Source organism: Bacillus sp. mrc49 (assembly GCF_002803435.1).
Window position 1 is genome coordinate 1 of the sequence record NZ_PHNG01000785.1, and the last position, 18,796, is coordinate 18,796.

Consider the following 18,796-nt stretch of genomic DNA (forward strand, 5'->3'; position numbering starts at 1 on the left):
ACCATCTTCCTTCATTAACTCTACCTTGGACTTTGCCCATTTTTTTGCCGAGGTAAATAAATTCGTCGGAATGTTTATGGCAAAATGATAAAAGGGCTTATCTTGGAGATGATAGCTTTTCATCTCCAGCACACTCTCCCCCACCTTAATGGCAAAACCATCATCGGTTAGTGAGTGTAACTCGAACCCTAACTCACCTACATAAAAATCCCGCATTTCATCCAAGACATGACTGTATAAAGTGACCTTATTGATAATCATCGTTGACCCCCTTCAACCTACCTAACAAATATTGTAAAGCAAACCTTAATTTGTGGAAACATTCTGCATGATTTATTTACATAAACAATATATTCATGGCCGCACCCCGCAAAAAAAAAGGACCACCAAATTGGCGATCCACTGAGTTCATATAAATGACCCATTATAGGTCACTCTTTGATTTTCAGTCCGAGCATGGAAGCAAAGCCTATCGCTTGATCCGGGGAAACCTCGCAGCCGTTTAGATCCTCCAAGGATACGGTCAGCCTTTGGAAGGTGGAACTGCTAAGGTCGATTCCTTTAAGTGGCGTCCGGGAAAAATTCACTTCATTCAATCTGCAGGCATCGAACATCACTTTCTTGAACGTACACTCATAAAAATCTGCGCTTTCCAATGAGCAATGAGCGAATTTCACTTGTTTTAATGATGCATAACCGAAGGCACTTAAATTCAAGTTGCAGCTATCGAATTGGACATTTCCTAAACTGGCATCGGACAGGTTTATTCCCAGTAATTTCGAATCCTTGAATTCGACACGATGAATCGAACCAGCCATGAAATCGGCATTGGTCAAGTCACAATGGTCAAAAATCACATCCGTCAGCTCAATATTCCTGAACGATACATCGCTGAATGTCACATTTTTAAAAATCACCTGTGATAATACGATTTTGTCGATTTTTTCGCGATCAATCGTACAATTGGTGATGATACAGGCATCAAGATATGGCTCATCTTTATAATAAATTTCCTGAAAGTTTCCTTGGGGTAACTCTTTTTCGATCTTGGGCTGTTCAATTTTGAATTTGCCTGGCATAGTATCACCTTTTCACTTTTTTCATGAATGACGAGCAGCGTCCTTTGAAAGGACTACCCTTCCCCTTCATTCAGACTTAACTATAAATGAGATGTACGTGGAGTTCAAACTAAGAATTTCGCGTGAAGGGCTATTATTTTCCGTTAATTTGTGTCCATCCCGCTCGTTTTGCTGGCAAATAAAAAGCTGCCTTTCTTGGCAGCCAGGAAACCTTATCTTTCTGTCTTGAACCCTTTTGGCAACCAAAAGTAACATAGGGCCGCCGCAAGTATCAAGAGCATTCCGCCTATCAAAAATATGGCTTGAAAGATACCTCCCCCTATGGTCGGCGAATTGGAAACAATACCGCTTGCAAACAAAAATAGAGCTCCGAAGCCGGACAGAAATAAAGCGTTTTTTGTTATGCTCGTTTTGAAAAGACGATGGCCCGTCAGCATGATGATGTACGAAGCGGTCAATATCATAAGCACCGGAAATAACGGTCTGAATTTAGCGGCATAAACGAAATGGTCCAAATCCGAAATATCATCGGCATCGATTACGTGATCCGAAAAAAACGTTGAATGCTTCCATTCCCAATGGTTATCCAGTATTTCGCTGCCCTCATACCAGGCACAAAATGAAAAAAGCATAAAGAAAAATGCAGCGATTATCATTTGTGTAAAATAGTTAAAAGTCAATTCCATCTCCTCCAGCTGACATTATACCAATAATTGGTTCATTTTCATATAATCGGAGCCCGAATCGTGTGTTCAAGCAATATGTAAACAAACACTGCCTCCTGAATATTATAATGTAACCACTTTTAAGGAGCGTTAGAGATATGATCACTCATGGAGATGACCTCCTTATTTCAGGAGCATGGTTACTGGGCATCGGCACACTCACAGGTGCAATCGGTCAAACCCAGCAAACGTTAACGGGAACGAACCTCGGAAAGGACTTGGTATTAAAAGGGAATGGCATTGAAGCCTTCGCAAATTCCCTGCAAGCAATCGGACGAACGAAAATGCTGGAGCCGGAAAATGAAATTTCCGAAACCTATTTCATTTTAGGCGCCTGGCTTGAGGCTGCGGGTAACACCGCAAATGCAGTGGGAATCAATATGCAGCTGAATGGCTCAGATGAGGAGGGGACGAAAACGGATGCTCTCGGCAGCGGCATCCAAGGTCTAGGAGCCGCTTTTGAAGCATTCGGTGCCTTTCTTTCGGAGAATTCCATTTCACGCTCGCTTGAAATGAAAGGAAATGCTTTGATTGCAGCAGGTTCTTTTTTTGAGTCAATCGGAAATATCTTCATTCTAAATGAAAAACGCCGGATGGGAGAGCAAATCCTCTTGCTTGGCAGCTGGGCCCAGGTCGCCGGTGCCTTTATCTTAATCGACGCCTTTTATCGTCCTGAACCCGAAGGTGATGAGCATCTATCCCGGTACAGCTATGCCAATTTTTGATGGATAACCTGCTTCCCGCCGCCGTTCAAAGCAGTCAAGGGCCGACGAGTTCGACCTTCATCCTATCAGGATCTTCGAAATATACCGCATAGTGATCCCCTCCGCCGGCAAACGGATGCTTGTCCCCATACAAGACGGGTACTCCCCTATCCCTCAATTTCATCGTCATCTCATCAACCTGCTGACGAGACGAAGCATGAAAGGCAAGATGGTTAAGACCGACCCTTCCTCTATGATAGGGAAGATCCAAATGCTTCTCCTTCGCTTGAACAAAAACGATATACATTTCCGCTAATCGCCAGCTCTTCCCGATTTCCCACTCCTGATATGGCTCATAACCCATTTCCTCCAAAAACCAGCCCCAGAAACCAATGGACCGTCTCAAATCTGAAACGTAAAGCTCAATATGATGAATGAACCCCTCTGACAATGTCATCCCTCCCATTAAACCATCAAAAAGAGGAGTGACTGGTGCCACTCCCCTCTAGTCGGTTGCATTCACTATACTCGAATCCGGTCGCGCCGACTATGAAAAATTCCTAGTTGGGACGAATTATTTGCTTTATCGGACGATTTTTTGATTTGGGGGACGAATTATCTTCCCATTCGGTCGAATTCTCCACTCTATCGGACGAATTATCCCGTGATTGGGTCGACTTCCACTCTATCGGACGAATTATACGTACTGATGGACCATTTATTTCCGGTTGAATTGATATAATTTGGTCTTTTTTTAAAGTCGGGGCGGTTTTTATTGGATGATTTTATCATAGACTTCACCGTTGCCATTTATTTCGATGATTTTCAGTCGATTGGTTCTTTTGATAAAAATGGTTTTATATTGTTTTTCCCCGTTTAATTCAATCAGGAATACACGTTTATCATCGTTATCCGTTTCCTTATTGAGTGTATAGTCTTTCTCGCCGATCTGCTCGATAATTTCGTCGTATTCGGGCAAGGAGGACCATTTATTTTTTTCAGGGCCCGCTTTCGTTTCCTTTTGCTGTTCATTTTCCGACGGCTTTTCCTTTTCATTCGCCAAGTCACTATTGCAAGCAGTCAGCATGGCTGCTGAAGCAACCAATGCAATGATCGATTTATACATGTCCTATATCAACTCCCATTCCTATTTTCCCTCTTCCCCTGATAAATAACCTTGTTTGCTTAAATAATACCAATCCGATTGGACATAATAGATTAATTCTGCTATTATAGTTACTCAGGGTAACAATTACTCAAGGTAACTATATAATGATAAAAGAGGTGTTTCCTATAAAGACTTACCAAAAATTCTTTCAGCAACTTTTACAGCTGTACCGCCCGTTTGAAAATAATCTTAATATCCAGCTGAACAAGCATGATTTACACAGGGCGCAATGGTCCATTCTGCATTGCTTATTCAATTATGAATCGGCAACGCTTGTGGAACTTGCCAATTATCAAAGCGTTGAAAAGCCCACGATTACGAGGACCATCACCCGCTTGGAAGAATTGGGGTATGTCGAGCATGTACCAAGCAAGGATCGGCGCGAGAAAAGGATGCGGCTTACGGAGCTCGGCACAAAGATATACAACGAAGTCCGTGCAACGATCGACCATTATGAACAGGACATCCTGGAAGGAATCACTGAAGAGGAACAACTCGCAGCGATACGCATCATGGGAGAAATAAGAAATAACATCTTAAAGTAAGGAGATCATAAAATGGAACAATCCAGACCAAACCTATGGACGAAAGATTTCATCATCGTCTCATCCATTAATTTTTTCATAACATTAATCTTTTATTTATTGATGGTGACACTTGCCATCTATGCTGTAAATGAATTGAATGCATCTACAAGCCAAGCTGGACTCATATCAGGTATCTTCATAATCGGGACATTGATCGGACGTTTGTTCATTGGCCGTTTCATCGATTCAATCGGCCGTAAGAAAACGTTATTCATCGGGTTGATCTTTTTTACGTTGACGACCATTCTATATTTTGTCGATCTCGGAATCGGCTTCCTGCTTGTTAACCGCCTGATCCATGGGATGGCGATGGGCATGGCCAGTACCGCGACAGGAACGATCGTCGCCCAAATCATTCCGGCAACACGTAAAGGCGAGGGCATCGGCTATTACAGCATGAGCGCGACACTTGCAACGGCAATCGGACCCTTCATCGGTCTATATATGGCTCAGCACACAAGCTTCCAAGTGATTTTCAGTTTCTGCCTGGCCTTAGGGCTGATCAGTCTGGTCACAGCATTCTTCCTGTATGTACCGGCTTTGAAAGGAACTGCAAAAGCGGCAGAAAGCAAAGGGTTCAAGCTTTCCAACTTTATCGAACCAAAAGCACTGCCCATCTCATTGATCACTTTAATATTGGCATTCTGCTATTCCAGCGTCCTTTCTTTCATCAGTTTTTACGCCATTGAAATCGACCTGGTCAATACGGCAAGCTTCTTCTTTGTCATTTATGCTGTAGCTGTATTGGTATCACGTCCTTTCTCTGGACCCTTAATGGACCGGAGAGGAGCGAACTTCATCATGTATCCGGCTTTCATGATATTTGGTGCAGGTTTGCTGCTTCTAAGCATTACGACCAATAGCTTCACTTTATTGGCGGCTGGCTTCCTCATCGGCCTTGGCTTCGGTAATATGCAATCAAGCTCGCAGGCGATTGCTGTTAAACTGACACCGCCTCACCGTATGGGAATGGCGACCTCGACCTTCTTTATCATGTTAGATGCAGGTCTTGGGTTCGGCCCATATATTCTTGGTTTCATCATTCCAATCACAGGCTACAGTACGCTCTATGTCATTCTAGGCGTCGCGGTCATCGCAACTTCCGTCCTGTACTTCTTCCTGCATGGTCGGAAAGAACGTGCAGCAAGAGCAACAATCGCTTCAGCTTAAGACAAAAGGGCCGGGAATGATTTCATTCCCAGCCCTTTTTTATACGTTCACCTTAGATGGAGAGAAGTGGGATACAGCCATTTTGCCTGATGAGGTCGAACCCAAAATGAAAGGTCCCTTCATTAATGAGGGGACCTTTCGCTTCATTATTTAACTTCCAAGTGATTAATATAGAATCCGATTTTTGTGTTGCTCTTTTTATCAGTTGCGTGCATGACCGTTTCCCCTTTATATAAAGTCTTTCCAGTCTTTAAATCGGCAATAAGCAGTTGGGCGGGCTTATATGTTATAACGTCTTGATCCACTTCTTCGCCTAATAGGATGTACACACGCCCATTCTTAACTTCAACGTAGCTTTGTGCCTTTTTATTAACCGCCAAATCCAGCTCCATATCATTCGTTAACGCTTCACTACTTATGTCAAACGTCTTCAGATGATACGTACTGGACTTATCATCAAGTGCGTATAGACTTTTCCCATCCGTATAGCCGGATCTTGCCACGCCAAGATTAAACGATTCTTTTTTGGATCCCTTAACCGTTGTTAATTTTTCCGTGTCATATTGATAAGTGAACAGCTTGCTTTCCTTTAGCTTTTCCTCAAATTCACGTTCCTCATGATTTACGCCTTTAATCATGGAAAATACCATCAGGTTTCTTGGCTTTGAAGGTGATGCATCCACCGGCATCACAAGGTCCACTTGATTCGGGTACGTAAAGGTTTCAGAGACAAGAGTTTTGTCGTTCACAATCTTTTTCTTAGCTAAATCGATCGTATACAGATGAACCTCTTTCGTTTGCTTATCATCGTTTGAATCCACATCATTCATCGTCACAACCTGTAGTTTCGAATGAATTAGCTGCACATCCTTGATTTCCGTATTCATTAATCTCTCTTGATGGGGAAGGTCGATTCGGAAGGACGTTTGATCTTCGTCTTTCTTCTCCAGTACACCAATATCAAATTCCGCTTCCATTTTCCCGCTATTCGTATATTTGCTATTAACCGCGGCATAAGCGAGGAAATCATCGTCCTCATAAAATGAATCAATAAAGTCCTTCCCGCGCATGAATGAACGATGTTCCTTTATCAATCGTTCAATTGAAACATCAAATGTTTCAGACCAGAATGAACGATTGCTGCCATATGTGGTTATATTGGATTCAATCGTCAACGGTAGATAGGTATAACTATTTTTTTCGAGCGTTGCATGTACGATGACAGGATCAAGCACTTTTTCACTGCCTTCAATCGTCTTGAATGTATAAGTTGGCAGGCCGGAAGCAGAGGAAGCTACATAATAGGTCCCGATGCTTAAGAGGACAACCAAGCTGATGATGATGCTGCATAAATAACGTTTCACCTTGTTCACTCTCCTTTTTTGATTGTTTTTATACGGTTACGCGGTTCTTCAATAACCATGAACCAAGCCAAATTGATACTCCTGTCACTATGATTGCTAGTATGAGCAGAAGACCGAATAATTCATTCGAGTAAAAATGGAAAGTTTCACTTTCATGTATAAAAATAGGCGTTAAAAACAGCACAGCAGCAATACCGGCATACACTATTGCCAATAGAATGCCTTTCAAGCGGAAACTTCGTTCAAACATGATTGCGGTGAATGCGACCGACATGATCATAAGGCCGATGCAATAGGAAAACAGGAAGTCCTTGAAGGTGCTCGGGATGATCAGCATCAGTACCTGATTTGCTGCAGCTATGGAGGAAGTTGACATTTCCATATTCAAGAACGCTTGCGGCACGCTTGAATTGAATAGCGCATTTTCCATCGGTAATAGGATAAGCTGCCAGGCGATCAATCCCAATACCATCAGGAAGATGGCCGTAGCTTTGGAAAGATAGATTGATAATCTGGATGTCGGTAACATCAAGAGGCGATAGATGAATGTGTTCTTGCCGAACCAATCACGATACCAGATTAAAAAAATGTAAAAAATGAGAGCAACGGCGCTTAACGCAATCGGGCCTAGAAACCAAAGGGTATTGGCGATATGGGTAAAATCAATGCCTCCATATTCACTAAGATAAGCGGCTTCCGTTAGCTTTTCCTGCAGCATGATATCCTTGGCATTATTAAGAAGATTTTTCGTTACGATCAGTACCCCGGCAAATTGCGAAAGGACGGTGATCAGCAATAGAGTAAGATAAATTTTACTAAAACGGTTGATTTCGAAATTGACTAGCTTTATATAACGCATCATGCTTGATACACCTCTCTCATTACGTCGACTACCGATTTCCCTTCTTCTTCACGCATTTCTTCCGTATTGAATTCCTTAAGCACCGTCCCGTTATCCAATAAAATGACTTTGTCGATCAAATGCTCGATATCACCGATTTCATGGGTCGTGATGATGACGCCCCTGTCCTCAATGAGATGGCTCGCAAAAACATTGGCGATCTGCTCGCGGCTGAATATATCGATTCCGGAAAACGGTTCATCCATAAGGACATAATCCACGTCAAGGGACAGCCCGAGCATCAGGTTAAGCTTAGCTGTATTTCCTTTGGACAATTCCGAAATGCGGCTTTCCTCTTTCAGCTTGAAGAATTCGAGCAATTGAAGGGCTCTTTCCTGATTCCATGAAAGATAGAAATCCTCCATGAACACCATTGCCTGTTTGACCGTCATTTGCGGAAGCATCGTCGGAGCGTCCGGAATGAAGGTGATTTTTTCATAGCTGTCCTTTGTCATTTGTTGACCATCGATCAGGATTTCCCCTTTATATGGCGTCAAGCCCATGATTGCTTTGAGTGTAGTCGTTTTTCCGACCCCGTTTATCCCGATCAGACAGGTGACTTCGCCTTTATTGGCGGTAAAGGACACACCATCCAATATTTTTTTGCGGCCATATTTTTTGGAAACTCGTTTTACCTCGATCATTTTCCTTCCTCCTCCCTGATTTCTTCCGAGTATTTTTCTTTCACGACACGAAGCAACTCATCGACTGGCACATTAATCGGACGGATCGCATCGACAAAAGAATCGACGGCTTCCAAGATCAGTTCCTGCCTCACAGCCTGTAATACCGGTTCATTCGTAGTGATTTGACTGGGAAAATTACGTTCAGTATGAATCAAGCCCTGTTCCTCCATTTCTTTATACGCTTTTTGTGCAGTATTAGGATTTATGTTCAATGTAGCAGCCAGCTCTCTTCGGGAGGGAATCTCCTGTCCAGCCACAAAATTGCCGATGGCTATTTGCTCTTTAAAATGACGAACGACTTGTAAATATACCGGTTCCCGGGTATTAACGTTCATAAAACCACCTCCTATTTGTAAAGTCTTATTAGCTGCAATGTGTGTATGTACTATGTAGTTCATACACTTTATAGATGTACTATACTCGTAATACACCTTATCTGTCAACATAATTTTTTTCAGCAAAAACCCCGAATGCCAGGCACTCGGGGTTTTTGCTGCTATTTCAATATGTCTATACTATCCTTGACAAATTGTTCAACGGTAATCGGGGCATGTCCCAATATAGCATGTAAATCTTTTGTCACCCGTTTCGCGAAACCGATTTTCGCGGTCGTGTATATCCCTACCATTACGACGATTTTGTCATTGCTCATCCCTTTTTTTCGGTATGTTTTCCAGAATTCAAGAATGCTTGGATTGGAATAAGTGAAGCTTTCCCCTGTTATCTCACTGAATATTTCGGCTACCTCTTGATACGATAAGGCTTCATTCCCAGTTAAGTCATAAGCTTTCCCTCGATGCTCTTCATGGATCAACGTCTTCATGGCAGCCACGCCTATATCACGGACATCGATGAAGCTCGTTTTTCCTTTGCCCGCCGGAACATATATCTCGTGCTTCTCCCTTAATTCTTCACCATGCTCCGTAAGCAGGTTCTGCATAAAGAAACTCGGGCGCAGAAATGTATAGGGGATATTGGATTCCAAGATGACTTTTTCAATTTTGGCATGAGGGACGATTTTGTTCTTGTCCGCCCCGAGCACGGAAAGAAATACGATGTGTTTCACATTCTGCTTGACCGCCTCTTCTATGAACGGACGAAAATACTTATTAACATCAGCAAGATGCGGAGGGCGCATCAAAAAGACGGAGTCGATTCCCTGTAAAGCTCCGGTAAACGAAGAGGCATCCTCAAAGTTCAAATAACGGTCACCGTGACCGCTCCGATGGCTTGCCGTTACGAACGGAATACCTTCGGATTGCAGCTCCCTCACTACTTCCTTTCCTACGTTGCCGGTCGAACCTGTAATTAAAATCATGTGTTTCACCCTTCCTATGATCGGCAAAAATGGGTATCATGGTGCTAGATTTTCCATGGACGGACTAAAATATGTGACGATATTTATTGAAACAGGTGATGCAGCAGCCGATCTTTATCTTCAAAAAACTGTTTCATTAACAAATAGTGCTCTGTTTCCTCCAGTGCCACTTCATTGATTCCAGACTCTGTAATTTGGAGGATGTTTGCATCTGGATACGCCATGAGGACCGGGGAATGGGTGGAAATGATGAACTGGGACCCTTGATTGACAAGCTCGTTGATCCTGGCGAGCATCGACATTTGCCTTAATGGTGACAAAGCAGCCTCAGGCTCATCAAGGATATACAACCCATTGCCTTGAAACCGCTCTACGAAAGCCGCGAAAAACGATTCACCGTGTGATTGTTGATGCAGCGACTTTCCACCGTAGGAATCAATGATTTTCGGCCCAAGCGCCTCCCTGTCCAGTTCTTCTATATTCGTGGCTAAATTATAAAAGGTTTCTGCCCTAAAGAAAAAATGGTCCTGCGGTTTATACACGCCCTTTTTCAAACGGAGGTATTCGTCCAAGTTGGAGTGCGAATCATAATTGGAAAAATTGAAATTCAACGTCCCGCCCTCTGGATTGAAGCCATACGCAATCGCAATTCCTTCAAGCAAAGTCGACTTCCCCATGCCATTTTCCCCGACAACATAGGTTACATTCGGATGGAAAGCCAATTCTCGAAGATGCTTAATAACCGGCAGATTAAGCGGGAAAAAGTCATAAGAAGAAATGCACTCCCGATTCAGGTACATGCCCCTGATGTATTGTGTATCATGATGTAACTTCATCTCAGTCACCTCCTATTCCAAAAATCTTTTTCAAAAAACTTCTCAGTCACATGCCCAACGTTTCGCCCTTTCATCAATCATCTTGATGAACGCATGTTTCCCGTTGACGTATTCCTGAATATCGGTTGGGAATTCGGCTGCCAACCTTAGCTCGAGCTGACTATACATTTGAGCTTCATCCTGGTGCGCCAGCATATAATCCCGAAAAGCAAGATGCCTTGCAATATCCTCATGACCAGCTTGAAACATATGCACATGATGTGACCGCTCATCTCCGCCCTTACTGAAAAACCTTCGCCCAGCGATGCCATTCTCTCCCCTTGCCTTATAGCCAATCCTTCCCATCGCTTCATTAAATTCAGCGACATGATCGATGTTCCGAACCACTGCCAACATATCTATGACAGGCTTGGCGTGGATGGCCGGAATGGCCGTACTGCCAATATGAGATACTTCCATCATTTCAGCGCCGAATATGGCCCTTAAACGTACGCATTCATCCCCGAATAATACGCGCCACTCCTGCTTATGTGCAACGACCTCGACTCTTCTCATATAAACCTCCCTTTCCGTCCAACGATGCTGGTCATAGGTTTGGCTTTCGTCTGTGCTTGGTAGCCTGTTCATAGGCATATGCGAGTTTTATTAATCTCCCATCACTATAAGCGGTGCCAGCGAAAGTCACCCCAAACGGCCTGCCGCTTTTCATGAATCCTGCAGGCATGGCAATGGAAGGGTACCCTGCTTTGGCACAAATGGTGGAGCCTATATAAGAAGGAAAAAGAATGGCATCCAAATCATACTTCTTCAAGGTAAAATCAATGCCCTGTTCCTGAGAAAAATAGATGTCTTCCAGTTTGGCATTCAAGTAATCAGGATTTCTTAACGTATTGGTCAGGCTTTCTCTATTTTCCAATTTATTTTGCCCATATTTCAATGCCCGCTCGCCTATGTTCTTATTGAATGCAATTAATTCCGAAATGGAATGAACCGGTATGTGCGGCGGTAGCCTCGAAAGGAAATGATCCAAGCTAGCCTTTAGCTCATATAAAGAAACGGCCCAGCTCCATTCGCGATTGATTGTGGGTATGTCTATAGCTTCATTGACGATGGCCCCTTCATCCTTCAAGGTTCGAACAACATCCTTAAATAAGCTTTCGTCATATTCAGCTGATGCATAAAACTCGTCATGTGCCCGATTGTATACCCCGATTTTGGCATTCCTTAAACCGTTTCGATCTAAATATTCCGTATAATCCGATACCAGCCTCCCTGCGCTTTTATGTGTCGCAGGGTCAAGCTCATCCACGCCCGCTAACGTTCCCAATAAAATCGCAGCATCGGTGACAGTTCTTGCCATCGGACCTGCCGTGTCCTGTGAATAGGTGAAAGGGATGATTCCCCTACGGCTCACCAGGCCGACGGTCGGTTTAACCCCCACTACGGAATTGGTTATAGCTGGACTTAAGATGGAGGCGTCCGTTTCAGTGCCTACAGATAATACCGTGAAATTCGCAGCAGCCGCCACTGCCGATCCTGAACTGGACCCGCCCACATAAAGGTTCGCATCCCCATATGGGTTCAATACTTGTCCGCCTCGTGAACTGTATCCGGCCCACATTTCATAAGACATCCCATTCGACAGCTCGGTCATATTCGTCTTACCGAGGATAACGGCTCCTGCTTCACGAAGCTTTTTAACAAGAAATGCATCCTCGTTGCTGTTATAATTCTCAAGCGCAATCGCCCCGGCACTCGTATGCATCTTATCATTCGTTTCGATATTATCCTTCAATAAAATGGGGATGCCATGCAATGGTCCTCTGGCTCCCTTGGATGCTCGTTCATGATCCAATGCTTCAGCAATGAAGATGGCATCGGGATTGATCTCAAGGATGGAGTTCAGTTTTGGGCCATCTTGATCAAAGTTGGCGATCCGAAACATATAATACATGGTCAGCTCTTTTGCTGTTATGTCTCCTTTTTCCAAGGCGGATTGTATCTCACCTATCGTTAGCTCTTCTTTGAAAAACTCTTTAAATGGTATCGTCATCGACATTGGTCCCCTCTGCTTGCGGATGGGGTACTTCCTCTTTCGCTTTCTTCAGGACAGCTTGGATAAACGGAGCTTTTGCCTCCGTGTAACTCGTCCTGTCATTTGAATGCTTTTCGGCTAAGCCCTGCTTCAATTGCTGATATTGTTTTCGCACCTCAGGATGTGCGATTAAATAATCCCTGGATGAAAGTTGATCCTTCCACTGTTCGCTTCCGATTTTATAGATATGTAAATGATGGGTACCCGCCCTCCATTGACCTTTTCTAAAAAAACGCCTTTCGGGAAACTCCTTATGTGAGACAAATTCATACCCAATCGACTTCAAGGGCTCGATGAACGGTTCCACCTCGTCCAAGTGCCGGACACCAGCCATCATATCCAACACCGGTTTTGCTGCCAATCCTTTGACGGAGGTACTGCCAATATGCTCCATATATAGACGATGGCCGTGTAACACTGTCAGTATCCTCGTTTTTTCCTGCTCGAATTCGCTAACCCATTTCGGGTTATAATCCTCGATGTTGATTTCCAATAAACCCACCTGCTTTTGATATGATGTAAGCGGTCACTTTTCATCACGCGACCAGTTGACGAGTGGATCCTGTGCACTTGGTTCATAGTAAGTGCCGTCATACACCTTTTCCGCTCCGGTCATTTTATTCGTTCGAATGACGGTGTATCTTCCTTTATCATAATTCTTCGTAAGATAATAATGCCTCTGAGAAAATCCTTTTGCGGGTCCCGCAAATGTGGATGTATAGCTGGATTCCTCCGGCTTATTCAGGCTCTCCCTCACTACCGCTTGAATATTAAGCGGAGTATTCTCAAGCTTGGCATCCATGCGGACGTGGATATCCTTTGTCTCTACCTCTCCTGATGGGACGGATGTTATTTGGATCGTTTCGTGGGTTCTTTCAGAAAATGACTTCGTGACGCTGTATGAATAAATGATTTTCATCGAGCTAAAATTGCCTTTCATTTTGCTGGCGAAACCAGGCACGGCAAAACTCAAAAGAACGCTGAGCGATATGCATGCAATTAGCAGGGTAAGCGAAATTTTCTTCATATATCCCCTTTTCTCGACTATGTATTTGTTACCCAACTTCTTCATTCAACATGTTTCATTTCTTTTGGAATAACCCCAAATTTAGCGATTAAAAAAATGGCCAGGAAGCTAAAACAGCTAAAACTAGTATTCTCGCTTGTAAAGATTCCAGCCGGCATCATCCTTAATCCTAATAAAAGATTCAACATATAAAAAACAAGGAAACCCGCATAAGATAGGCATGCCAAATCGTTTCCGATGACGATTCTCTTGTAAGAAGCATGTCCGTTTCCCTTTCCGCCCCTGATTCTGACGCATTGCCCAATTTGTCTAATAAGACCATAGGTGAAACCAACCATCAAAAAAAATGCAATCAGATAGTCCATGATCGCTTCCTCCACTTCATTATCCCTCCTTAATAAAAGGGGCGATCTTAATAAAAATATTAACAATAATTGGAAAATATTTCAATTGAATCTTTTTGAACGATTGATTTAAGTAAATAAAAATCTCATATCTCTTTATCTAGTTATATTTTCATATAAACATTAACATTATTTGAAATAAAGGGTAGAATTGTATTAAATCATATTACTCTAGGGGTCCAGCATGAAAATTTTGGTTAAAGCGGTCTTATCATTATGTATGTTTCTTTATCTATTGATCCTGACAAAGCTAATTCTGTTCAAATACATCTCGATCATCGATATGAATGATCATATTCGAATCAATTTCAATGGGCGCTATTGGGGTTCCCATAACTTCATCCCTTTTAAAACCATTTTCCAGTACATCTTCGTAGAGAATATCAACACATCCATCCGGATTGAAAACATAGCCGGCAATATCGTTGGGTTCATACCTTTTGGCTTCCTGCTGCCTTTACTATCGAAAAGGATAACAAGGCTTCGATCAATCGTTTTTGCCACATTCGGTTTAAGTTTCACCTATGAGGTTCTTCAGCTTTTATTTGAATTAGGCAGTTTTGATATCGATGATTTAATCCTGAATACGCTTGGCGGGGTTATCGGATACTTGCCGATTAAGCTGGTTCACGTCTTCATCAAAACGAAAAACAACCGCCCCATTCGCGACCATGCCCCAGGAAAATGAATCGTTGCCTATTGATTTTCAAGACTCCTCCACTATCCATTTTTATAATAAAGATGGGAAACCCACTATGTGACGGTTTCCCTTTCTTCTTGAAATAACTCTATCCTTATTTTAATGGCCATTCCCATGGTAAATGAGTTGCACGACGCCGGATGCGAACGTTCTTGTATTGACCCATTTCAAGTCCACCCTCTGTTTTATATCAATGAACATCGGTTTTCCTTCTCCCAAAATAACAGGGTGGATCGATAATCTGAATTCATCCACAAGCCCTAAATTCATGAAGGTTGTAATGAGGCTGGCTCCGCCATACAGCCAGATGTCTTTACCAGGCTTATTCTTCAATTCAGTTACTTTTTCCAAAATATTTTCATTAATGAATATTGCTTGATCATCAGACTTCATTTGTGTTCTGGAAAACACATATTTCTCTTTATGATGAATCAAATCCCAAATTTCTTTTTCAGCATCAGCGTCTTGCTTCTCAGGAATATACTGTCCCCATAGATCGTAGCTTTTCCTGCCATATAAAATGGCATCTATTTGATTCAGGAAATTCGTGAACCCCATATCAGGGTCCATGATGCACCAGTCGACTTCGCCATTTTTCCCTTCGATAAAACCATCTAAGGTAACGGCTAAATCTAAAATCACTCTTCTTCGTTTCCCGTCATTGGACATCATTCTTCCTCCTTTTGTCATTCAGATCTCGCTTCTTCTGCCCCATTGAATGAGCTGCACACTTACCGCACCCGAATATCTGTTCTTATTCGATTATAACAAGTAATGAGGGACGTATCAAACATCCCCCGTTTTCTATAAAAGAGCCAAAAAATAAAGAATGGCCCTGAAAGAGCACTTCAAAGCTTCGAAAAAAGAACGACTGATCGCCGACAGGTTAGGACGGTTCGGTCTTAGACGTTTCGTTTCAGTGAGTGTCCAGGGACCGTGCCCCCTCAAGCGCCTTTTGGTCCGTGTGTTTCCCTTGGGCGGGTTCTTCCAGCGGTGTTTCGTATTTTGTTCCAATCGGCTTTGATGAAAAAGCCATAATAAAAAGCCGCCAAATTGGCGGCTCTTATTATAGAAGGAGTGGATTGTGCCGGCTAACTGCTCATCCATTCAAATCTTCAAATCCGTATTTTTCAAAGGTTTTCATGGCTGCTGGCGTTTGGAGGTAGTCATAGAATTGTTTTGCTTCTTTGGCATGTTTTTGGTCATTGATCAATCCTACCGGATAGATGATTGGATCGTGCAGATCTTCCTTAGCCGTTGCGACCATCTTAACTTTAGATGAGCTCAGTGCATCCGTTTTATAAACGAGTCCAGCGTCGACATTCCCCGTTTCCACATATGTGAGCACTTGTCTGACATCCTTGCCGTAAACGACTTTGCCTTCAATCTCTTTCCAGAGATTCATGTTTTCCAATGTTTGTTTGGCATACTGTCCAGCCGGTACAGACTCGGGCGTTCCGATGGAAATTTTATCTGCCTTGGTTAGGTCTTCGATCGATCCCAATTGCTTATCGGAATCCTTCGGAACGACGAGCACCAGCTTATTGCCGACTAAGTCGATCCCATTTTTCTCATCGATGAGATCTTCATCGACTAATTTTTCGAATTTATCTTCCGCGGCCGAGAAGAACAGGTCAACAGGTGCACCTTGGGAAATTTGTTGCTGAAGCGCTCCTGAGGCCCCAAAGTTATAATTGACCTTCACATTTGGGTGGTCCTTTTCAAAAGCTGCCTTTATATCCGTTAAAGCATCCTGCAAGCTAACAGCCGCGGAAACCGTCAATTCGACTTGATCGCCGTCTTTTTGTGGCTTGTTTTTCCCTTCATCATTCGAACAGCCCGTACCGATCATCACAAGCAGCATGATTGCAAAAATCAAGAAATGTAATTTTTTCAAAACCAATCTTCCTTTCACCCTATTTATAACTAGTTATATCTAATTATAACTGGTTATAAATAGTATAAAACGAATTTAGGGTTTTAATCAATCCCCTTTCTTTGACAATTTACTTTTGAAAGGTCACTAAGCTACAATGTGGAGGGAGGGATGCACATGCCGCAAGAGCTATCTTATACAATCGAAGAAGTCGCACAGCTATTGAAAGTATCTAAATTGACGATCTATGATCTTGTTAAAAAAGGGGAACTGCCTGTATTCCGCGTTGGCAGGCAAATGAGGATGGATGCCAAGGATTTGGAGAAATATATCGCCGACAGCAAGTCCCCAGCCTATTCAGCGCCCGAAGCAAAAGATGCCTCCCCCCTTGTCATCAGCGGGCAGGACATGGTGCTGGATTTACTTGGGCAGTACATCGAAAAAAATTCCGGCCATAAGGCATTGCGGTCCCACAAAGGAAGCCTAAACGGACTGATTTCCATGTACAATGGCGAAGCCGATATCGTGAGCTTGCATATGTTCGATGGTGATACAGGAGAATACAATCTTCCTTATATAAAAAAAATCTTGGTAGGTTATCCCTACATTTTGCTTAACCTCCTTTCAAGGAAGGCAGGCTTATACGTAAAAAAAGGGAATCCCTTCAATCTCGCCGCCTGGACGGATTTAACCAATGACAAGCTGACCTTCATCAATAGGGAGAGGGGATCTGGCGCAAGGATCCTCCTTGATGAGCAGTTACGGATCAACAAGATTTCTGCTAAAAGCCTTAAAGGCTATGAAAACGAGGAAACCAACCATTTAAGTGTCGCATCGGCCGTTTCATCCGGGGCTGCGGACGTGGGTGTTGGAATCGAAAAGGCGGCTAAACTGGTTGGCGTCGACTTCGTCCCATTGATAACGGAACGCTACGACCTTGTTATATTAAAAACTCCAACAAACGAGGATCTGATCACTGCCGTCAAAACGATAGTAACCTCGATTCCGTTTCAAGCGGAAATCGATGCTTTAGGTGATTATGATATTTCGCGGACAGGCTCCGTCATTCACGAGACATTTTAAAGAGGAAGGCTACTGTAACAGCGGCCTTCCTTTTTTCTATCCGTGAGATCATCTCATATTAAAGGGCACATTCTTCAATTTCAAACCCCAGATCTTCGATGATGCCCCAATCTGCAGTCGGTTCTTGACCAGCTGTCGTTAAATAATCACCGACAAAAATGGAATTGGCTGCGTAAAGGGCCATGGGCTGCATCGAACGGAGATTGATTTCACGACCGCCGGCGAGACGGATTTCTTTACTTGGATTAACGAATCTCATCATTGAAATCAATTTCAAGCATGTAGTGGGGGTCAGCTCGGAAGTTCCCTCAAGCGGCGTACCGTCAATGGCATTGAGGAAATTACAAGGAATCGAGTCCGCATCCAGACCGCGAAGGGAAAGGGCGATTTCCACGGCCTCCGTTTCGGATTCCCCCATACCGAAAATGGCACCCGAGCATGGTGACATGCCTGCTTCCTTCACGGCTTCGACTGTATCCACCCTGTCCTCATATGTGTGCGTCGATGTAATTTTGCCGTAGTTTTCCTGTGATGTATTCAGGTTGTGATTATAGCGATGAACCCCGGCAGCTGCCAGCTTCCCGGCATGCTCCTCATTCAGGAAGCCAAGGCAGCAGCAAATCTTAAGATCGGTCGTTCCGCGGATTTCCTTCACGGCTTCAATGACATGATCTATTTCCCTGTTGGTTGGACGCCGCCCTGAAGCAACGATGCAATACGTACCCGCTTTACGGCGGATTGATTCTTGCGCACCCTCGACAATCTTCTCTTTCGTCAGCCACGCATATTTATCGATTGGAGCCTCGGAGACGATGGACTGTGAGCAATAGCCGCAATCTTCGGGACATAGGCCCGATTTCGTGTTGATGATCATATTCAATTTGACCTTATTCCCATAATGATGCCTGCGTATGAGGTAAGCAGCATTCAAGATTTCCAGAATTTCTTCATCTGGGGCTTGTACGATGGATAAAGCCTCTTCGGCCGTCACTTTGTACCCCTTGATCACGCTTTCGGCGAGCACCTTCCAATCAATTGCTAATGTTTCCATATCCAATTCCTCATTTCCGTTA

Annotated in this window: 23 protein-coding genes and 1 pseudogene; 5 read left to right on the forward strand and 19 right to left on the reverse strand. The window is 43.4% G+C overall.

Annotated elements, in window-relative coordinates:
• The 3 genes and pseudogenes from CVN76_RS24610 to CVN76_RS24620 form a co-directional block, all read right to left on the reverse strand.
• Positions 1-261, reverse strand: a pseudogene (locus CVN76_RS24610) (glyoxalase); the annotation flags it as partial.
• Between the two features lie 170 nt (positions 262-431).
• A complete protein-coding gene (locus CVN76_RS24615) occupies positions 432-1,079 on the reverse strand; it encodes a pentapeptide repeat-containing protein (RefSeq protein ID WP_100533411.1) in 648 nt (215 codons plus the stop codon).
• 212 nt (positions 1,080-1,291) lie between these two features.
• Positions 1,292-1,759 (reverse strand): DUF4306 domain-containing protein, encoded by a 468-nt coding sequence (locus CVN76_RS24620; RefSeq protein ID WP_232732464.1) that lies wholly within the window; start codon positions 1,757-1,759, stop codon positions 1,292-1,294.
• Positions 1,760-1,902: 143 nt separating this feature from the next.
• Here CVN76_RS24620 and CVN76_RS24625 point away from each other — a divergent pair, with 143 nt between their 5' ends.
• Complete coding sequence (locus CVN76_RS24625) at positions 1,903-2,529, forward strand: DUF6944 family repetitive protein (RefSeq protein WP_100533413.1); 627 nt, start codon at positions 1,903-1,905, stop codon at positions 2,527-2,529.
• Between the two features lie 34 nt (positions 2,530-2,563).
• Here the strand turns inward: CVN76_RS24625 and CVN76_RS24630 are convergent, their stop codons facing one another.
• Both CVN76_RS24630 and CVN76_RS24635 read right to left on the reverse strand, forming a co-directional pair.
• Positions 2,564-2,959 carry a VOC family protein gene (locus tag CVN76_RS24630; protein WP_100533414.1) on the reverse strand — a complete coding sequence of 132 codons (396 nt, stop codon included), beginning with the start codon at positions 2,957-2,959 and terminating at the stop codon, positions 2,564-2,566.
• Between the two features lie 321 nt (positions 2,960-3,280).
• On the reverse strand, positions 3,281-3,634 hold the full coding sequence (locus CVN76_RS24635; RefSeq protein WP_100533415.1) for a hypothetical protein: 354 nt from the start codon (positions 3,632-3,634) through the stop codon (positions 3,281-3,283).
• A 146-nt stretch (positions 3,635-3,780) separates the two neighbouring features.
• On the opposite strand from CVN76_RS24635, the gene CVN76_RS24640 reads away from it, so the two are divergent.
• Both CVN76_RS24640 and CVN76_RS24645 read left to right on the forward strand, forming a co-directional pair.
• On the forward strand, positions 3,781-4,221 hold the full coding sequence (locus tag CVN76_RS24640) for a MarR family winged helix-turn-helix transcriptional regulator (protein ID WP_100533416.1): 441 nt from the start codon (positions 3,781-3,783) through the stop codon (positions 4,219-4,221).
• A gap of 12 nt (positions 4,222-4,233) precedes the next feature.
• On the forward strand, positions 4,234-5,433 hold the full coding sequence (locus CVN76_RS24645; RefSeq protein ID WP_061142692.1) for an MFS transporter: 1,200 nt from the start codon (positions 4,234-4,236) through the stop codon (positions 5,431-5,433).
• Positions 5,434-5,579: 146 nt separating this feature from the next.
• On the opposite strand, the gene CVN76_RS24650 is transcribed toward CVN76_RS24645, so the two are convergent.
• The 11 genes from CVN76_RS24650 to CVN76_RS24700 form a co-directional block, all read right to left on the reverse strand.
• Positions 5,580-6,797, reverse strand: a complete 1,218-nt coding sequence (locus tag CVN76_RS24650) for a hypothetical protein (protein ID WP_100533417.1) — start codon at positions 6,795-6,797, stop codon at positions 5,580-5,582.
• A gap of 28 nt (positions 6,798-6,825) precedes the next feature.
• A complete protein-coding gene (locus CVN76_RS24655; RefSeq protein WP_100533418.1) occupies positions 6,826-7,659 on the reverse strand; it encodes a hypothetical protein in 834 nt (277 codons plus the stop codon).
• Positions 7,656-8,342, reverse strand: coding sequence for an ABC transporter ATP-binding protein (locus tag CVN76_RS24660; RefSeq protein ID WP_100533419.1), 687 nt, complete (start codon positions 8,340-8,342; stop codon positions 7,656-7,658). Before CVN76_RS24660 ends, CVN76_RS24655 begins: the two co-directional genes overlap by 4 nt.
• Positions 8,339-8,719: a GntR family transcriptional regulator gene (locus tag CVN76_RS24665; protein WP_100533420.1), complete on the reverse strand. Its 381-nt coding sequence runs from the start codon at positions 8,717-8,719 to the stop codon at positions 8,339-8,341. Before CVN76_RS24665 ends, CVN76_RS24660 begins: the two co-directional genes overlap by 4 nt.
• Before the next feature lie 161 nt (positions 8,720-8,880).
• Entirely contained in the window at positions 8,881-9,702 is an 822-nt protein-coding gene (locus CVN76_RS24670) for an SDR family oxidoreductase (RefSeq protein ID WP_100533421.1), read from the reverse strand.
• Between the two features lie 83 nt (positions 9,703-9,785).
• Positions 9,786-10,538, reverse strand: coding sequence for an AAA family ATPase (locus tag CVN76_RS24675; RefSeq protein ID WP_100533422.1), 753 nt, complete (start codon positions 10,536-10,538; stop codon positions 9,786-9,788).
• Positions 10,539-10,580: 42 nt separating this feature from the next.
• Positions 10,581-11,093: a GrpB family protein gene (locus CVN76_RS24680; RefSeq protein ID WP_100533423.1), complete on the reverse strand. Its 513-nt coding sequence runs from the start codon at positions 11,091-11,093 to the stop codon at positions 10,581-10,583.
• Positions 11,094-11,124: 31 nt separating this feature from the next.
• Entirely contained in the window at positions 11,125-12,591 is a 1,467-nt protein-coding gene (locus CVN76_RS24685; RefSeq protein WP_100533424.1) for an amidase family protein, read from the reverse strand.
• A complete protein-coding gene (locus CVN76_RS24690) occupies positions 12,575-13,126 on the reverse strand; it encodes a GrpB family protein (protein WP_100533425.1) in 552 nt (183 codons plus the stop codon). The genes CVN76_RS24685 and CVN76_RS24690 overlap by 17 nt, the downstream gene beginning before the upstream one ends.
• Before the next feature lie 33 nt (positions 13,127-13,159).
• Entirely contained in the window at positions 13,160-13,660 is a 501-nt protein-coding gene (locus CVN76_RS24695) for a hypothetical protein (protein WP_100533426.1), read from the reverse strand.
• 41 nt (positions 13,661-13,701) lie between these two features.
• Positions 13,702-14,040 carry a hypothetical protein gene (locus CVN76_RS24700; RefSeq protein ID WP_232732465.1) on the reverse strand — a complete coding sequence of 113 codons (339 nt, stop codon included), beginning with the start codon at positions 14,038-14,040 and terminating at the stop codon, positions 13,702-13,704.
• A 208-nt stretch (positions 14,041-14,248) separates the two neighbouring features.
• On the opposite strand from CVN76_RS24700, the gene CVN76_RS24705 reads away from it, so the two are divergent.
• Positions 14,249-14,752 carry a VanZ family protein gene (locus CVN76_RS24705; RefSeq protein ID WP_100533427.1) on the forward strand — a complete coding sequence of 168 codons (504 nt, stop codon included), beginning with the start codon at positions 14,249-14,251 and terminating at the stop codon, positions 14,750-14,752.
• Positions 14,753-14,863: 111 nt separating this feature from the next.
• On the opposite strand, the gene CVN76_RS24710 is transcribed toward CVN76_RS24705, so the two are convergent.
• Positions 14,864-15,433 (reverse strand): dihydrofolate reductase family protein, encoded by a 570-nt coding sequence (locus CVN76_RS24710; protein WP_100533428.1) that lies wholly within the window; start codon positions 15,431-15,433, stop codon positions 14,864-14,866.
• Between the two features lie 430 nt (positions 15,434-15,863).
• Positions 15,864-16,661: a molybdate ABC transporter substrate-binding protein gene (gene modA / locus CVN76_RS24715; protein WP_100533429.1), complete on the reverse strand. Its 798-nt coding sequence runs from the start codon at positions 16,659-16,661 to the stop codon at positions 15,864-15,866.
• A 156-nt stretch (positions 16,662-16,817) separates the two neighbouring features.
• Here modA and CVN76_RS24720 point away from each other — a divergent pair, with 156 nt between their 5' ends.
• Entirely contained in the window at positions 16,818-17,723 is a 906-nt protein-coding gene (locus tag CVN76_RS24720; protein WP_100533430.1) for a helix-turn-helix transcriptional regulator, read from the forward strand.
• A gap of 58 nt (positions 17,724-17,781) precedes the next feature.
• Here the strand turns inward: CVN76_RS24720 and bioB are convergent, their stop codons facing one another.
• Complete coding sequence (bioB, locus tag CVN76_RS24725; RefSeq protein ID WP_100533431.1) at positions 17,782-18,774, reverse strand: biotin synthase BioB; 993 nt, start codon at positions 18,772-18,774, stop codon at positions 17,782-17,784.
• Positions 18,775-18,796 lie beyond the last annotated feature (22 nt).

Bases quoted from the DNA above. Each gene is read 5' to 3' on its own strand.
- CVN76_RS24705 (WP_100533427.1), top strand. From the start codon at position 14,249: ATGAAAATTTTGGTTAAAGCGGTCTTATCATTATGTATGTTTCTTTAT.
- CVN76_RS24645 (WP_061142692.1), top strand. From the start codon at position 4,234: ATGGAACAATCCAGACCAAACCTATGGACGAAAGATTTCATCATCGTC.
- CVN76_RS24670 (WP_100533421.1), bottom strand. From the start codon at position 9,702: ATGATTTTAATTACAGGTTCGACCGGCAACGTAGGAAAGGAAGTAGTG.
- CVN76_RS24655 (WP_100533418.1), bottom strand. From the start codon at position 7,659: ATGATGCGTTATATAAAGCTAGTCAATTTCGAAATCAACCGTTTTAGT.
- CVN76_RS24660 (WP_100533419.1), bottom strand. From the start codon at position 8,342: ATGATCGAGGTAAAACGAGTTTCCAAAAAATATGGCCGCAAAAAAATA.
- CVN76_RS24625 (WP_100533413.1), top strand. From the start codon at position 1,903: ATGATCACTCATGGAGATGACCTCCTTATTTCAGGAGCATGGTTACTG.
- CVN76_RS24640 (WP_100533416.1), top strand. From the start codon at position 3,781: ATGATAAAAGAGGTGTTTCCTATAAAGACTTACCAAAAATTCTTTCAG.
- CVN76_RS24665 (WP_100533420.1), bottom strand. From the start codon at position 8,719: ATGAACGTTAATACCCGGGAACCGGTATATTTACAAGTCGTTCGTCAT.
- CVN76_RS24615 (WP_100533411.1), bottom strand. From the start codon at position 1,079: ATGCCAGGCAAATTCAAAATTGAACAGCCCAAGATCGAAAAAGAGTTA.
- CVN76_RS24635 (WP_100533415.1), bottom strand. From the start codon at position 3,634: ATGTATAAATCGATCATTGCATTGGTTGCTTCAGCAGCCATGCTGACT.
- CVN76_RS24720 (WP_100533430.1), top strand. From the start codon at position 16,818: ATGCCGCAAGAGCTATCTTATACAATCGAAGAAGTCGCACAGCTATTG.
- CVN76_RS24680 (WP_100533423.1), bottom strand. From the start codon at position 11,093: ATGAGAAGAGTCGAGGTCGTTGCACATAAGCAGGAGTGGCGCGTATTA.
- CVN76_RS24695 (WP_100533426.1), bottom strand. From the start codon at position 13,660: ATGAAGAAAATTTCGCTTACCCTGCTAATTGCATGCATATCGCTCAGC.
- CVN76_RS24675 (WP_100533422.1), bottom strand. From the start codon at position 10,538: ATGAAGTTACATCATGATACACAATACATCAGGGGCATGTACCTGAAT.
- CVN76_RS24710 (WP_100533428.1), bottom strand. From the start codon at position 15,433: ATGTCCAATGACGGGAAACGAAGAAGAGTGATTTTAGATTTAGCCGTT.
- bioB (WP_100533431.1), bottom strand. From the start codon at position 18,774: ATGGAAACATTAGCAATTGATTGGAAGGTGCTCGCCGAAAGCGTGATC.
- CVN76_RS24685 (WP_100533424.1), bottom strand. From the start codon at position 12,591: ATGACGATACCATTTAAAGAGTTTTTCAAAGAAGAGCTAACGATAGGT.